This is a genomic window from Erythrobacter fulvus (assembly GCF_028595285.1).
Lineage (GTDB): Bacteria > Pseudomonadota > Alphaproteobacteria > Sphingomonadales > Sphingomonadaceae > Erythrobacter > Erythrobacter fulvus.
The window spans coordinates 84,900-98,804 of sequence record NZ_JAQQXQ010000004.1 but is presented as its reverse complement, the minus strand read 5'-3'; the positions used below and the strand labels follow the sequence as shown (position 1 = coordinate 98,804).

The window sequence follows — 13,905 nt, the reverse complement described above, 5'->3', positions numbered from 1 at the left end:
AGGTGCTCCTTACGACCAGATCGGGATCTTCTTCCAGAAATCCCAGAATTCGATCCAGCTGCCGACATACAGAGTGCCGGAAATGACGATGCAGATGGCGCTCCAGAACCCTGCGTTGAGCGCAAGGAAGAGCCCCACCCGGTGGATGCCGAGCGTGCCGACCGAATAGCCGATGAAGTCACGGAAATAGGTGTCTTCATATTCCGGCGTCTTCACGTCGGTTCCGCCGGTCGGGTTGACCGCCGACAGCACCAAGCCGCCATGCAGCGCGAGCGCGAGACAGTTCGTGAAGAAGAACGTGATCGCGAGCATGTGCACGGGGTTGTAGTGGAAGTTGCCGAAGGCGTAGCCGACGTTGGAAACCCATTCGAGGTGGGTCCAGATCCCGTATGGGAAACCGTTGCCCCAGGCGCCCATCCAGAACGGCCGGATGACGTTGAGCGTGACATAGGCGAACACGGCGACGCTGAAAGCGATCGGGACGTGATAGCTCATGCCCAGCTTGCGCGAGATTTCCGCCTGGCGGAGTACCCACGACGAGAAGGCCACGACCGCACAGGCGGTAATGATCTGCCAGTATCCCCCCTCTTGCAGGGGAGCAAAGGCAAGGCCGTACTCGATCGGCGGTGGATTGATCGAGATAAGCCAGGGGTTGAGGGTCGGACCCTGGGTCGCTGCAGCGAAAATCAGCGCGGTGCCAAGCAGCGCACTGATTGCCGTCGTCACCCCGAAGAATCCGACATAAAACGGCCCGACCCAGAAGTCGAAAAGGTCGCCGCCGATTAATGTGCCACCGCGTACGCGGTACTTCCGCTCGAAACTAAGGAGCGCCATAGGTCCATCCTCCCCGCCACAAGGGCGGGTGCTAGTGGTTTTTCGACAAGTGTTAGGAGGCAGGCAGGCGAACCTGCCCCCTCACATTTCGAGCAGGACTATCCCGCCGCCGGAGCTTCCGACGATTCGATAGCAGCCTGCGCCGGCGCGGGTGCGCCAGGAGCGCGCTCGAGCCAGTTGTAACGATCCGTGCTGAGCAGGATGAAGTGGATGGTGAAAGCCAGCACAGCGAGACCCACATGCAGGGCCACAAGAGCGCGGCGAATGTCAAAATAGAACCAGATTCTCCACATGGGAAAATTCCTTCCTTGAACCGTTCAGAGATTGGCGCCGCCTGCACCGTGCAGGATGCGCGTTTTCATCACGGAATTAGAGCCAGGGCTTGTAGGCCCACATCAGGGCATGAGCGACCAGAGCGATCGCAACATAAAGGACAAAGGTCCCCATGAAGCCCTTGTGGATTTCCTGGGCCTCTTCAGGCGTCAGGTGAGTTCCGATACGTTCGTTCATCGGGTTGTCTCCGTTCAGTTGGGTGAGAATGAGAGCCCGAAGGCCCCCGTCGGCATCCCCGCGTGATCCCCCACGTGGATTGGAGAGCCCCCCGGAAGGGGGCATGGGCTTGCGCCTGAGCGGTGATGAACCGCACAGGCGACAAAGGGTTATGGCGGCGCATCGTCATCATGCTCCCGCCCCTTCCAGCAGCGCCTCTTCGAGGCAGTCTGCCGTGACGATCGCTTCGCCGCGCTGGCGCGCGGTCCGTTCCGCCGCATCGCGCAGCCGCTTGGCAGCGGAAATGCGGATCAGCACCGGCTGGGCTTCGACCATGCTATCCAGCCGCGCCTTGGCGTCGTTGTCCCAGGTCAATTCGGTCAGATTGCGGGCCGGGGTCTTGTCGACCTTGTCCATCTCGGTGCTGAGCGGAAGGATGTGGAACAGCGCATCGAACAGCGCATTGCACACTTCCTGAACCAGATAGGTCGCACCCGAATAGCCCATGAAGGGCGTGCCCGTGTGGCGGCGGATCGCCGCGCCGGGGAAGCTCGCCGGGATATACATGCCGCGCGCGCCGCATTCGGCCATGTACATGCGTTCGTTATAGCTGCCGAACATCACCAGCGGCGGGTTGGCGTGGATTGCCGCGCGCACCTCGTCGTTCTTGGGTTTCACGCCCGCACAGCGCGAGAACGCGAAGGCGCAGGGCAGGCCCATGTCGTCTTCAAGGAAGTGACGGATGCCGCGCGCATAGGTTTCGTTGGCGACGATGCCGAAGCTGGCCGTGCCGAAGAAGTCCTGTGTGACCGAACGCCACAGGTCCCATAGCGGCTTGATCGTGGTGTGCTTCTCGCGCTCGATGAAAGGCTCGGGGTCGAGACCGAGCTCGGCCCCGAGAGCGCGCAGGAACTTGGTGGTCTGCGACAGACCTACCGGGGCCTGGAAATAGGGCCGTTCGAGCGTTTCGCACAGGTTGCGGCCATATTCGCGGTACATGCAGACATTGGCGTCGCTGGTGGCGAGGTCGCGGATGTCGGCCAGATGGCTACCGAGCGGGAACACCATCCCCACTTCAGCGCCGATGCCTTCGACCAGCCGCCGTATCTCGGCGAGGTCGGATGGCATGTTGAACATGCCGTAAGCCGGGCCAATGATGTTGACGACCGGCTTTTCGCCTTCCTTACGCTCGCGCTTGGCGGGCATCTTCTTGGGGCCGAATTCGGTCCACAGCCAGGTCAGCGCGCGGTCGGCGCTTTGCCACTGATCCTCGTCGATGGTGCGCGGCAGGAAGCGCTTGATATTGGTGCCTTCGGGCGTCACCCCGCCGCCGATCATCTCGGCGATCGATCCGGTGACGACGACGCAGGGCAGTTCCGCATCCAGCGTCTGCCAAGCGCGCTTCATCGCGCCTTCGGTGCCGGTCTTGCCAAGCTCTTCTTCCGCAAGGCCGGTCACGACGATCGGCAGTTCGTGCGGGGGCAGGGCATCGGTGTAATGCAGCACCGAGGTGACGGGCAGATTCTCGCAGCCGACGGGACCGTCGATGATAACCTGCAGGCCCTTCACCGCGGTGAAGACGTAAGTGGCGCCCCAGTAGCCGCCGGCGCGATCGTGATCGAGGACGAGCGTCATGTGCCGATCGCCTCCGATGCCTTGCGCGCGGCCTCGTTGAGGGCGGCGTATTTCTTGCGGAACTTGGGCCGGTCGACCGGCATGTCTTCCCACACGCCCGCCGCGTGTTCGGTGCCGACGCCTTCGAAGAAGTCGCGCATCGCATCGAAGCGGGTCTTGTTCGCCATCGCCGCGTTGATCACCGTGGCGAGGCTGCCTGCGCCCGCCGGACCCATCAGCGGACGCGCCGAGATGAGGTTGGTGAAGTAGAGCGACGGGATCGCCCTGGACTTGGCGTGCTGCACCACCGGGGTGGTGCCGATCGCGAGGTCGGGGCGGTATTCCTCGACCGCGGCGATATCCTGTTCCAGACTGGCGCGGAACTGCACGTGCACGCCGCGCGCTTCGAGCCATTCACGGTCGGCATCGGACCACTTGGTGCGCGGGCAGGCGGTGCCGACGTAAGCCACTTCCGCTCCGCTTTCGACCAGCAGTCGCGCGACCAGCAATTCGGAGCCTTCATAGCCCGAGACGGTGATCCGCCCCTTGATCGGCATCTTTTCTAGCGCGCCCTTGCAGGCGCCGATCATGGCATTTTTCACGCCGTCGACCTGCGCTTGCGGCAGGCCCATCGTGTCGCCCAGCGATTGCAGCCAGGCCGCCGTGCCGTCCGCGCCGACCGGAGCCGAACCGATAATCGGGCGTCCGGCAGCTTCGAATTCGCGGATGCTGGCGGTGTAGAAGGGATGGATTGCGGCGACGACGGCGCAATCGAGCGCGGCGTAGAGCTCGCGCCATTCGCGGGTCGGCACCACCGGTCCGGCAGCAAGGCCGAGGGGAGCGAGCATCTGCCCGATCACCACTGGATCGGCCGGGAACATCTCGCCCAGCAACGTCACGGTCGGCTTGTCCGAACGTTCGCGCGGTGCGGCGACCGGGCCGGCCTTCACTTCCTCGCGGGCGTAATTGAGCATCGCGCCGGCCAGCACGTCCTTCGCTTCGGCATGGGTCGGCACGCCAAAGCCGGGCACGTCGATGCCGATGATGCGCACCCCGTTGATCTGCTTTTTCAGCAGCCGCAGCGGCACGCCGCTGGCCGTGGGAACGCACAGGTTGGTGACCACGATCGCGTCATACAGTTCGGGATCGGCGAGGCCTTCGACGGCTTCCTTGATATCCTCGAACAGCTTGCCGGTGACGAGCGTTTCCGAGGAGAAGGGCACATAGCCCACCGTCCGCCGCGCGCCGTAGAAGTGCGAGGTGAAGGTGAGGCCATAGACACAGCAGGCCGAGCCTGAGAGCACGGTCGCGGTGCGCCGCATTCTCAGGCCCACCCGGAGTGACCCGAACGCGGGGCACATGGATTGGGGTTGATCGTGGGGCCCAGCCTGCGGATCGACCGGATAATCGGCGGCATAGCGATCGAGAATGTCGCTCTTGCCGGCCGCGCGCGCAGCCTCGCGCATGGTGTCCTTGCTGGCGCAGCCGCCTTCGACAGGCACGGCTTCGGAAGCAGCGGAAAGATCGATCCGGTCCGGGGCGCGCGTATCGCCGTTGGGGGTGAGATCGTCCATCGCGCTCATGCCTCGTCGTAGATCACTTCGAGGCTTTCGCGCGTTTCGAACACGCCGCCGCGCATATCGGCCTGCGTCGCGGGCACCAGCTGGACATTGCCGCCGGTCACATCGGAACTGAACAGGCCAAGCAGCCCGTCCTGATCGAGCGGCGTGGGCCGCAGCGGCGGAGCGGTGGCGACATTTTCTGCCAGCTCTTCGAACAGGCTGCCCCATTCGCCGCCGGGGATGCCGATGATCTGGTAATTCGCGCTCTTGCGACGGATGTCCTCGTTCGCGGGAATTGCAGTGAGCACCGGGATGCCGACCGCTTCGGCGAAGGCATGCGCCTCGCCCGTGCCGTCGTCCTTGTTGACGATCATGCCGGCGACGCCGACGTTCCCGCCCATCTTGCGGAAATATTCGACCGCCTGGCACACATTATTGGCGACGTAGAGCGATTGCAGGTCGTTCGATCCGACCACGATCACCTTCTGGCACATGTCGCGCGCAATCGGCAGGCCGAAGCCGCCGCACACCACGTCGCCGAGGAAATCGAGCAGGACGTAATCAAAGCCCCAGTCGTGGAAGCCGAGCTTTTCGAGCGTTTCAAACCCGTGGATGATGCCGCGTCCGCCACAGCCGCGGCCGACTTCGGGGCCGCCCAGTTCCATCGCGAACACGCCGTCGCGCTGGAAGCACACGTCCTCGATCCGCACTTCCTCGCCCGCCAGTTTCTTCTTGGACGACGTTTCGATGATCGAAGGGGTCGCCTTGCCGCCGAACAGCAGGCTGGTGGTGTCGCTCTTGGGATCGCAGCCGATCAGCAGCACGCGCTTGCCCTGCTGGGCCATCATGTAGGAAAGGTTGGCGAGCGCGAAGCTCTTGCCCGAACCGCCCTTGCCATAAATGGCGATGATCTGCGTTTCCTTGGTCACCTCGCCGGTGTGAACCGGATCCGGCTCATGCGAAGCTTCGTCGCGCAGCGCGGCGGCCTGGTCTTCCAGAGTACGGGTTTCGAGTATCGACATTTAGCAATCGCTCCAATCGAGAACCATCTTGAGACAATCGGGATCGGTGAATGCCTGCGGGTAGGCTTCTGTCGCTTCACCCGCCGGACGGCGGTTCGTGACGAGGCCTTTCAGATCAAGCCGTCCGCATTCGATCAGCGCACGGGTTTCGGAAATATCGCCGGGCTGCCATTCGGCCGCGACCCGGAAATGGGCCTCCTTCATGAAGGCCGCCGGGAAAGCGAAGCTGACCCGTTCGGAATAGAAGCCGGCAAGCACGATCTCTCCGCCCTTTGCCAGCCGCATCACCAGCGTATCGATCAGATTTGCATCGCCGCTGGCATCGTAGATCGCGTGATAATCGCGGCGCTCGTCTTCGGACGGGTCGATTGCGACGTAGCCCTCGGCACCGGCACGGCGGGCGGGGTTCGTTTCCCACACCACCGGCGGCTTGCCACCCAGCGCAATCGTCAGCCGCGCCAGCAGGCGGCCCAGAACGCCGTGGCCGATTATAAGATCGGGCAGCGCGTCGCGGTGATGGAAACCACCCTTGATCGCGTGCAGCGCGGTGGCTGCCAGCGCGCAGAGCACGCCCGCATCGCCAAGATGTTCAGGGATAGGCAGGGCGCGGGCCGAAGGCACGATCACGCGGCGGGCAGTGCCGCCGAACAAGCCGCGTGCGTCGGTGTAGCAATTGGCACCGGGCACAAACACCCAGTCGCCGATCCGTCCGCGCGCCTCGTTGCCCGCATCGACGATCCGGCCGACCGATTCATATCCGGGAACAAGGGGATAACCGAGGCCGGGGAAGGGCGGCATCTTGCCGGTCCAAAGCAGTTTCTCGGTGCCGGTGCTGATTCCGCTCCAGGCGATATCGACGATCACATCCGATGGTTCGACCGGCTTCATCTCAAGCGACCGCAGCGCCAGGCGCTCCGGAGCTTCGAGTATGACAGCCAAGGTGTTCATCGTTTTTCGCTCTCCGCCCGGATTTTCGAGGCCGAAAACGTCGACTCGAAAAGTCCGCTGATACGTTCTCCCGACTGTTTGCTACGCTTTACGCCAAACACTGTCAAACTTTTTGGACAAGTTTCCCTCAGGCCCGTGCAATGATCACGCTTGCGTTGACCGGTTGCGCAGTTGCGACGGGCCGAGCGCTGGCAAAACCGGCCTTTGCCAGCATTGCGATGATGTCTTCCGGGCTGCGCGGGCGGCCCGAACCCATCGCCCACAGATAAAGCCCGAAAAACGCCTCCCCCATGGGCTCGGCGCCGGGGATGCGGGCCATTGGTTCGGCAATCAGCAGCCGCGCGCCGGGGGCAAGGCTGGCGCGGATATTGGCCAGCAGCGCTTGCGCGGGTTCGTCGTCATGATCGTGCAGGATCCGGATCAGCGAGACCATGTCATAGCCTTCGGGTATGGAATCCTTGAAGAAATTGCCCGGATGCACGCTGATCCGGTTGGCGCCGACCGCCTCGCCCAGCACTGCGCCGCCCGTTTCCACCACTTCCGGCAGATCGAACAACCCGAGCTGGAGATGCGGCCAAGCGCTGCCGATCGCTGTCAGGAACGCCCCGTGCCCGCCGCCCACATCGAGCAGGCGCCGCACGTCGCGGAAGCCCACCGATGCCAGCACTTCGTCCGCGACGAAATGCTGCGATGTGGCCATCAATTCCGAATATTCAGTCGTTTGCGCCCCGCGCTCGGTCGCGCCATGGAGCGCGCCGGCATAGGTCCAGAAGCGCGAAAGCCCCGTCGGCTCCTTGCGGTCGCGGCGCAGCAAGGCGATCGGATCGGCGAGATCGGCGTAAAGCAGCCGGTGGTGGCGAATCATCGCCTGCACCCCCGCATTGGCGGCGAACACCGCGCCCTGTTCACCCAGCATCCAGCGGTCCGGGCCGGCTTCCTCCGACAGCATCAGCGCCCGCCCGGCGCGCAGCAGGGTCAGCGCCGCATCCTCGCTCAGGTCCATACGCGATGCGATGGTGGCGGCATCCAGGGGTCCGTCTTTTAGGATTTCGAACAGCCCGCCTTCGACATAGGCGCGCAGCACCTGCGAATAGGCGAAGCCTGCCAGCAGATCGAAGGCGGCATCGGCGCGACTGCGTGCAATCAGCCGGATCAGCGGCAGGCGCGCGGCCCAGTACTGGAATCGGGGATTGGCGAACACCCGGTTGCGGCGGGCGATCCAGGCGGTCCGCAGGGCGGTCCAACGGCTCACAATCGGGATGCTTTACGGTCCATATGTCTAAATGATTGGACAGATGGAGTGACAAGGTCAATGATATTGTCACTGGGATCGACGGGGAGAACGGGTGAGCGCACGAGTCGCCGTGATCGGAGCCGGAATCGGCGGGCTGACCAGCGCGGCGCTGCTGGCGGCGCGCGGCTGCGACGTCACAGTGCTCGAAAAAGAGGCCTGGGTCGGCGGCAAGGCGCGGCGCGTCAGCGTCGACGGAGCCGAGATCGACGGCGGGCCGACCGTCTTCACCTATCGCCGCGTGTTCGAAGAGCTGTTCGCAGCCTGCAACGCCCGGCTTGACGATCATATCACCGCCCGCCGCGCCGACATCATCGCCCGTCATGCGTGGGACGATAGCGGCACGCTCGATCTGTTTGCCGATCCCGAAGCCAGCGCCGATGCCGTCGGTGCCTTCGCAGGGGCCGAAGCGGCGCGCGGCTACCGTGCCTTTGCAGCAGAGGCGCAGCGCATTTTCGAGGTGCTCGAAGACCCGTTCCTGCATGGCGACAAGGCCTCCACTCCGCTGCCGATGATGTGGCGGATGGGGCTGTGGAAGATGGGCGACATGCTCGCCATGCGCCCGTTCGACGGGATGTGGAACGCGCTGGGCGAGCATTTCACCGACCCGCGTCTGCGGCAATTATTCGGGCGCTACGCCACCTATTGCGGGTCCTCACCCTTCGCCGCGCCCGCCACGCTGATGCTGATCGCCCATCTGGAGGCGCGGGGCGTGTGGCTGATCGATGGCGGCATCCATGCGCTGGCAAAGGCGATCGCGGGTCTGGCCGAACGGCAGGGCGCGCGGATACGCACCGGCGCGGCCGTTGCCGAGGTGCTGACCGCCAATGGCCGGACAAGCGGCGTGCGGCTGGCAAGCGGCGATGTGATCGCCGCCGACATCGTGATTTGTAACGGCGATCCGGCGGCGCTCGCCACCGGGCGTTTCGGTGGAGATGCGGCGCGAGCAGTGCCTGCTATCCCGCCTGCCAAGCGATCGCTTTCGGCGCTGGTGTGGTACGCGCACACCGCAACGTCGGGCTTCGATCTCACCCATCACAACGTGTTCTTCTCGCCCGATTACCCGCGCGAGTTCCGCGAGATTGCCGCCGGTGCGACCCCGGCCGAACCCACCGTCTATGTCTGCGCCATCGATCGCGGTGCGGCTGCCGATGCGCCGCCGCCAAGCGGCCGCGAGCGCCTCCAGATCATCGTCAACGCTCCCGCAAACGGAGACGTTCACGCCTATACCCCTGAGGAGAGAGAGCAATGCACCCGCGCCATGATGGCCACGCTGAGGCGCTGCGGCCTCGTGCTGGAAGACCCCTTGCCGCATCGGCTCATGACCCCGCAGGACTGGGAGGGTCTGTTCCCGGCCACGGGCGGCGCCCTTTATGGGCGAGCGTCGCACGGCTGGGCGGCCTCCTTCCAGCGGCAGGGCCCGAAGACGCGGCTACCCGGTCTGTACTGCACGGGCGGGGCGACCCATCCCGCGGCTGGGGTCCCCATGGCAGCCTTGTCCGGGCAGCTGGCCGCGCGGGTGATCGCGAAGGACCTTGCTTCGATGAAGACATCCCGCCCGGCGGCTATTCCTGGTGGTATGTCGACGCGATCAGCGACGACGGGCAGCACGGGCTGACGATCATCGCCTTTCTGGGCAGCGTATTCTCGCCCTATTACAAGAAAAGCGGGCGCGGTGATCCGCTGAACCACGTGGCGCTCAACGTCGCGCTTTACGGCCCGCAGGCACGTTGGGCGATGACCGAGCGCGGGAGCGGCGCTCTGGAGCGCGATGCGTCGAACCTCGTGATCGGGCCCAGCTCCGTGCGTTGGGAAGACGGGGCGCTCACCATCGATATCCACGAAGGCGACACCCGCCTGTTCGTGCCGTGGCAGCGACCGGTGATCGGCAAGGTGCGGGTGCTGCCCGAGGTGCTCAACCGTGCCGCCTTCGCGCTCGACGCGCAAGAAAACCACATCTGGCACTGCCTTGCCCCGCGCGCGCGGATCGAGGTGGAGATGACCTCGCCCGGCCTCAGGTGGAGCGGCAAGGGCTATCTCGATCACAATCGCGGAGCCGAGCCGCTGGAGACCGGCTTCGACGTGTGGCACTGGTCGCGCGCGCATCTGAAGGAGGGCGCGCTGGTGTGTTACGAGGGCGAGCGCGGCGACGGATCGCTGTTCGCCAGCGCGCTGCGGTTTGATCGCCACGGCGTGCCCGAGCCGGTCGACCTGCCGCCCATTGCGCATCTGGAACCGAGCAAATGGCGCATCGCGCGGCGCACCCGTTCCGACATCGGCGTGGCCGAGGTGCGCCGGACGTGGGAGGACACCCCGTTCTATGCCCGCAGCGAACTCGCCTCGCGCTTTGCGGGGGAAGAGGTGGTGGCGGTGCAGGAAAGCCTCGACATGCGCCGGTTCTCGTCGCCGATCGTGCAGTTCATGCTGCCCTACCGGATGCCGCGGCGAAAGCGATAGCCGGCGACGGGTGAGGCCCCGGTTTCACCCTATTTGCGGTTGCGCTCCAGCAGATCGACCAGTTCCTCGAACTTGGTGCGCTGCTCGCTCTCGTCGCCGCTGGCGATCGCTTCGGCCACGCAGCAAGCGGCATGATCCTTGAGCACCTGGCTTTCCACCTTGGCAAGCGCCGCGCGGATCGCGGAGATCTGGTGCAGGATATCGATGCAGTAGCGATCATCCTCGATCATCTGCGCGACCCCGCGCACCTGCCCCGCAATGCGGTTGAGGCGCTGCACCTTGGCTTTGGTCCGCTCGTTCATGCCTCCGCCTCCTGTCATCGGTCCGACCCGTGTCTAGCGGGCATTATGCGAATCGCAAGCCTCCGCCGGGCCCGTGCGGCTGCGCCGTTGCAATACATCAGGGGGGTATCTATTGAGAGGCCGTGACCGATCCCGATTTCTCCCGACCGCTGATCCAGAACCTGTCGCGTCGCAGCCTGTTGACGGGGGCTGCCGCGTTGGCTGCGGGCACGGCGACGCCTTTGTGGGCGCAGGGGCACAGCCTCCACCGCACCCGCGGCGGAGCGCCGATCCGTGTCGGCTTCGACGAGGTTTCGGGCGAGGTGATCGATCTGTCGGTCGGCGCCGGCCCGCGCATGGTGCAGGGGCGCAAGGGCCACGGCATTGCCGTCAACGGATCGGTGCCGGGGCCGCTGATCCGCCTGAAGGAAGGCCAGAATGTCCGCCTCAACGTCACCAACCATCTGGACGAGGATACCTCGATCCACTGGCACGGGCTGCTGCTGCCGTTCCACATGGACGGGGTGCCGGGCATCAGCTTTCCGGGGATCAAGCCGGGGCAGACCTTCAGCTACGAATTCCCGATCCGTCAGGCGGGCACCTATTGGTATCATTCCCATTCGGGCCTTCAGGAACAGCAGGGGCATTACGGCCCGCTGATCATCGATCCGGCGGGGGACGAGCCGGCGGAATATGATCGCGACTATATCCTGCTGTTGAGCGAGTTCACACCGCACCATCCCCATTTCATCATGGACCGGCTGCGCAAGGGCGAAGGCTATTTCAACTACCAGCGGACCAGCTGGACCGACGAATACCCGCTGTCTGCCGAGGACCGCCGGATGTGGGCCGAAATGCGCATGCCGGCGACAGACATCGCCGATGTGACGGGGTCTACTTATACCTATCTCGCGAACGGACGCGGGCCGAAGGAGGGGCTGGAATACCTCTTCACCCCCGGCGAACGGGTGCGCCTGCGGGTCATCAACGGTTCGGCGATGACCTTCTTCAACCTGCGCATCCCCGGCCTGCCGATGACGGTAATCGCAGCCGACGGCCAGAACGTGAAACCGGTCGAGGTGGATGAATTCCAGATCGGCACGGCGGAAATCTACGATGTGATCATCGCGCCTACCGCAGATGCCTATACCATTGTCGCGGAAAGCATGGACCGTTCCGGCATGGCGCTGGCCACGCTGGCGAGCCGCCCCGGCGCGCGCGCCGCGATCCCGCCGCCGCGAAAGCCCCCGCTGCTCGACATGGGCGACATGGGGATGAACCATGGAGACATGGGCGGCGACATGGGCGGCGGCCATTCGATGGACGGGATGAGCATGCGCGACACGCTGCTGCTTCCGCCCGATGTGAAGGTTGGACCGGGGATCGACATGGTCTCCATGGCTCCGGTCGACAAGATGGGCGATCCCGGGCTCGGGCTGCGCGATGTCGATCACCGCGTGCTCAATTACCGCATGCTGTCCGCGCTGGAGCAGAACCGTGACACCCGCGTGCCTTCGCGCCTGCTGGAGCTGCATCTGACGGGCAATATGGAACGCTACATGTGGTCGTTCGACGGGCAGATGTATTCCGCCGTCAGCGACGTGCCGATCCGTTTCGCCTGGAACGAACGGGTGCGGGTGAAGCTCGTCAACAACACCATGATGGCGCACCCGATCCACCTGCACGGCATGTTCTTCGAACTGGTCAATGGCGAGGGCGCCGCTCACCAGCCGCGCAAGAACGTGGTGATCGTGCAGCCGGGGGCGAGCGCGCAGTTCGATCTCACCGCGAACGAGCCGGGCGACTGGGCGTTTCACTGCCACCTGCTTTACCACATGCACGGCGGGATGATGCAGACCGTGACGGTGATGGGGCCGGAGAGCGGGCAGTGAGGATGCTGATCGCCGCACTGGCCGCAACGCTGGCGACCCCTGCGCTCGCGCAGCACCAGCACCATGCAATGCCTGCGCAGGAACCCGAGCCGCAGCAAGACCGGCATGCGGGCCATGACATGGGCACGCAGGAACCCGATCCCCACGCCGGCCATGACATGGGCGCGATGGAAAAGCCCGTCTCTCCCGGCCCGACCATGGAAACCCCGCCGCCTGCCGCCGCCGGCAGCGGGCCTCCGCGTGCCGCCGATGCGATCTGGGGCGCCGAGGCAATGGCCGCCTCGCGCGAGGAGCTGCGCAAGACCCACGGCGATTTTCCCGTGTTCTGGTTTCAGGGCGACCGGATGGAAGCGCAGCTGCGCAACGGCGCGGACATCTATCTGTGGGACATCCAGGGCTATTACGGCGGCCCCACCAAACGGTTGTGGTTCAAGAGCGAGGGGGAGGGCGCGTTCGGCGATAACCCCGATGATGCCGAGGTGCAGGCGCTCTATGCGAAAGCGATCATGCCCTTCTGGGACGTGCAGGCGGGTATCCGCCACGACATCGGCGGGCCGGACACCACCCATGCCGTGATCGGCGTGCAGGGGCTTGCGCCCTACATGTTCGAGGTGGATGCTGCGCTGTTCCTCAGCACCCGCGGCGATGTGACCGCGCGGATCGAGGGCGAGATCGACCAGCGGATCACCCAGCGCCTGATCCTCCAGCCGCGCATCGAGGCCAACCTTTCGGCGCAGGACATTCCGCTGCTGGGCATCGGCGCGGGGCTCGACAGCATCGAAGTCGGCGCGCGGCTGCGGTATGAATTCATCCGCGAATTTGCGCCCTATATCGGCATCGAACAATCATGGCGCACCGGCCGCAGCGCCGATTTTGCCCGCGCCCGCGGCGAAGACCCTTCCGTCACCAGCTTTGTGGCGGGCATCCGTTTCTGGTTCTGACAAGACGAAGGACACCTCCCATGCGAATCCCTGCCTTTTTCGCCGCGCTTGCCCTGTCCGCGCTCGCCCCGGCGGCGCTTTCGGCCCATGTCGCGCTGACGGCCTCCACCCCCGCAACGGGCAGCGAGGCCAAGGCTCCCAAGGCCGTCACCCTGACGTTCAGCCAGCCGGTCGATCCGGCGACCGCCGCTGTCAGCATCGTGATGACCGCGATGCCCGGCATGGCCGATCATGGCGAGATGGTGATCCGCAATTTCACCGCCAGCTGGTCGGACGACGGCAAGACGCTGACGCTGGCGCTGCGCAAACCCCTGCCCAAGGGCACTTATGAAGTGCGCTGGCAGGCCGCCGCGGGCGATGGCCACGCGATGAGCGGCATGGTCGGTTTCGAGGTTATCTAAGCCTAGACGGCAGGCGGATCGCCGTCCCGCTCGGCCGCTTCCTTCGCCTCGCGTTCGGCGCGGGTTTTCTTGAGCTTGCGGTCCATCGAGACCCACTGCCACACGCCGAAACCGATCGCGAGGCCGTAGAAGAACACCAGCTCGATCCAGCCGAAACTCTCGCTGTCCATGGC

At 65.0% G+C, this 13,905-nt stretch carries 15 protein-coding genes; 5 read left to right on the top strand and 10 right to left on the bottom strand.

What is annotated here, in order from left to right; translation table 11 throughout:
• Window positions 1-9 precede the first annotated feature (9 nt).
• From pufL to OIK40_RS06375, 8 genes are all read right to left on the bottom strand, one after another.
• Window positions 10-834, bottom strand: coding sequence for a photosynthetic reaction center subunit L (gene pufL, locus OIK40_RS06410; protein WP_273677144.1), 825 nt, complete (start codon window positions 832-834; stop codon window positions 10-12).
• A 98-nt stretch (window positions 835-932) separates the two neighbouring features.
• Window positions 933-1,127, bottom strand: coding sequence for a light-harvesting antenna LH1, alpha subunit (pufA, locus tag OIK40_RS06405; RefSeq protein WP_273677142.1), 195 nt, complete (start codon window positions 1,125-1,127; stop codon window positions 933-935).
• A 76-nt stretch (window positions 1,128-1,203) separates the two neighbouring features.
• The gene (gene pufB / locus OIK40_RS06400) at window positions 1,204-1,344 is read right to left on the bottom strand and encodes a light-harvesting antenna LH1, beta subunit (RefSeq protein WP_086616665.1); all 141 of its coding nucleotides are present in this window, start codon (window positions 1,342-1,344) and stop codon (window positions 1,204-1,206) included.
• A gap of 168 nt (window positions 1,345-1,512) precedes the next feature.
• Window positions 1,513-2,958 carry a chlorophyllide a reductase subunit Z gene (gene bchZ, locus OIK40_RS06395; RefSeq protein ID WP_273677138.1) on the bottom strand — a complete coding sequence of 482 codons (1,446 nt, stop codon included), beginning with the start codon at window positions 2,956-2,958 and terminating at the stop codon, window positions 1,513-1,515.
• A complete protein-coding gene (gene bchY, locus OIK40_RS06390) occupies window positions 2,955-4,511 on the bottom strand; it encodes a chlorophyllide a reductase subunit Y (RefSeq protein WP_273677136.1) in 1,557 nt (518 codons plus the stop codon). The genes bchZ and bchY overlap by 4 nt, the downstream gene beginning before the upstream one ends.
• A gap of 5 nt (window positions 4,512-4,516) precedes the next feature.
• Window positions 4,517-5,521: a chlorophyllide a reductase iron protein subunit X gene (locus OIK40_RS06385; protein ID WP_273677134.1), complete on the bottom strand. Its 1,005-nt coding sequence runs from the start codon at window positions 5,519-5,521 to the stop codon at window positions 4,517-4,519.
• Complete coding sequence (bchC, locus tag OIK40_RS06380; protein ID WP_273677132.1) at window positions 5,522-6,469, bottom strand: chlorophyll synthesis pathway protein BchC; 948 nt, start codon at window positions 6,467-6,469, stop codon at window positions 5,522-5,524.
• A 127-nt stretch (window positions 6,470-6,596) separates the two neighbouring features.
• Window positions 6,597-7,721, bottom strand: coding sequence for a methyltransferase (locus tag OIK40_RS06375; protein ID WP_273677131.1), 1,125 nt, complete (start codon window positions 7,719-7,721; stop codon window positions 6,597-6,599).
• A gap of 94 nt (window positions 7,722-7,815) precedes the next feature.
• Here OIK40_RS06375 and crtD point away from each other — a divergent pair, with 94 nt between their 5' ends.
• On the top strand, window positions 7,816-9,378 hold the full coding sequence (gene crtD / locus OIK40_RS06370) for a 1-hydroxycarotenoid 3,4-desaturase CrtD (RefSeq protein ID WP_273677129.1): 1,563 nt from the start codon (window positions 7,816-7,818) through the stop codon (window positions 9,376-9,378).
• Window positions 9,312-10,217, top strand: coding sequence for a carotenoid 1,2-hydratase family protein (locus tag OIK40_RS06365; RefSeq protein ID WP_510167388.1), 906 nt, complete (start codon window positions 9,312-9,314; stop codon window positions 10,215-10,217). The genes crtD and OIK40_RS06365 overlap by 67 nt, the downstream gene beginning before the upstream one ends.
• 29 nt (window positions 10,218-10,246) lie before the next feature.
• Here OIK40_RS06365 and OIK40_RS06360 read toward each other — a convergent pair whose 3' ends face one another.
• The gene (locus tag OIK40_RS06360; protein ID WP_273677127.1) at window positions 10,247-10,519 is read right to left on the bottom strand and encodes a metal-sensitive transcriptional regulator; all 273 of its coding nucleotides are present in this window, start codon (window positions 10,517-10,519) and stop codon (window positions 10,247-10,249) included.
• Window positions 10,520-10,641: 122 nt separating this feature from the next.
• Here OIK40_RS06360 and OIK40_RS06355 point away from each other — a divergent pair, with 122 nt between their 5' ends.
• Genes OIK40_RS06355 through OIK40_RS06345 form a run of 3 tightly spaced genes read left to right on the top strand, consistent with a single transcriptional unit; the run spans window position 10,642 to window position 13,732 of the window.
• Window positions 10,642-12,390, top strand: coding sequence for a copper resistance system multicopper oxidase (locus OIK40_RS06355; RefSeq protein WP_273677125.1), 1,749 nt, complete (start codon window positions 10,642-10,644; stop codon window positions 12,388-12,390).
• Between the two features lie 2 nt (window positions 12,391-12,392).
• The gene (locus tag OIK40_RS06350; RefSeq protein WP_273677419.1) at window positions 12,393-13,331 is read left to right on the top strand and encodes a copper resistance protein B; all 939 of its coding nucleotides are present in this window, start codon (window positions 12,393-12,395) and stop codon (window positions 13,329-13,331) included.
• A gap of 20 nt (window positions 13,332-13,351) precedes the next feature.
• Entirely contained in the window at window positions 13,352-13,732 is a 381-nt protein-coding gene (locus tag OIK40_RS06345; protein ID WP_273677123.1) for a copper resistance protein CopC, read from the top strand.
• Between the two features lie 2 nt (window positions 13,733-13,734).
• Here the strand turns inward: OIK40_RS06345 and OIK40_RS06340 are convergent, their stop codons facing one another.
• Complete coding sequence (locus OIK40_RS06340; RefSeq protein WP_273677121.1) at window positions 13,735-13,902, bottom strand: hypothetical protein; 168 nt, start codon at window positions 13,900-13,902, stop codon at window positions 13,735-13,737.
• Window positions 13,903-13,905 lie beyond the last annotated feature (3 nt).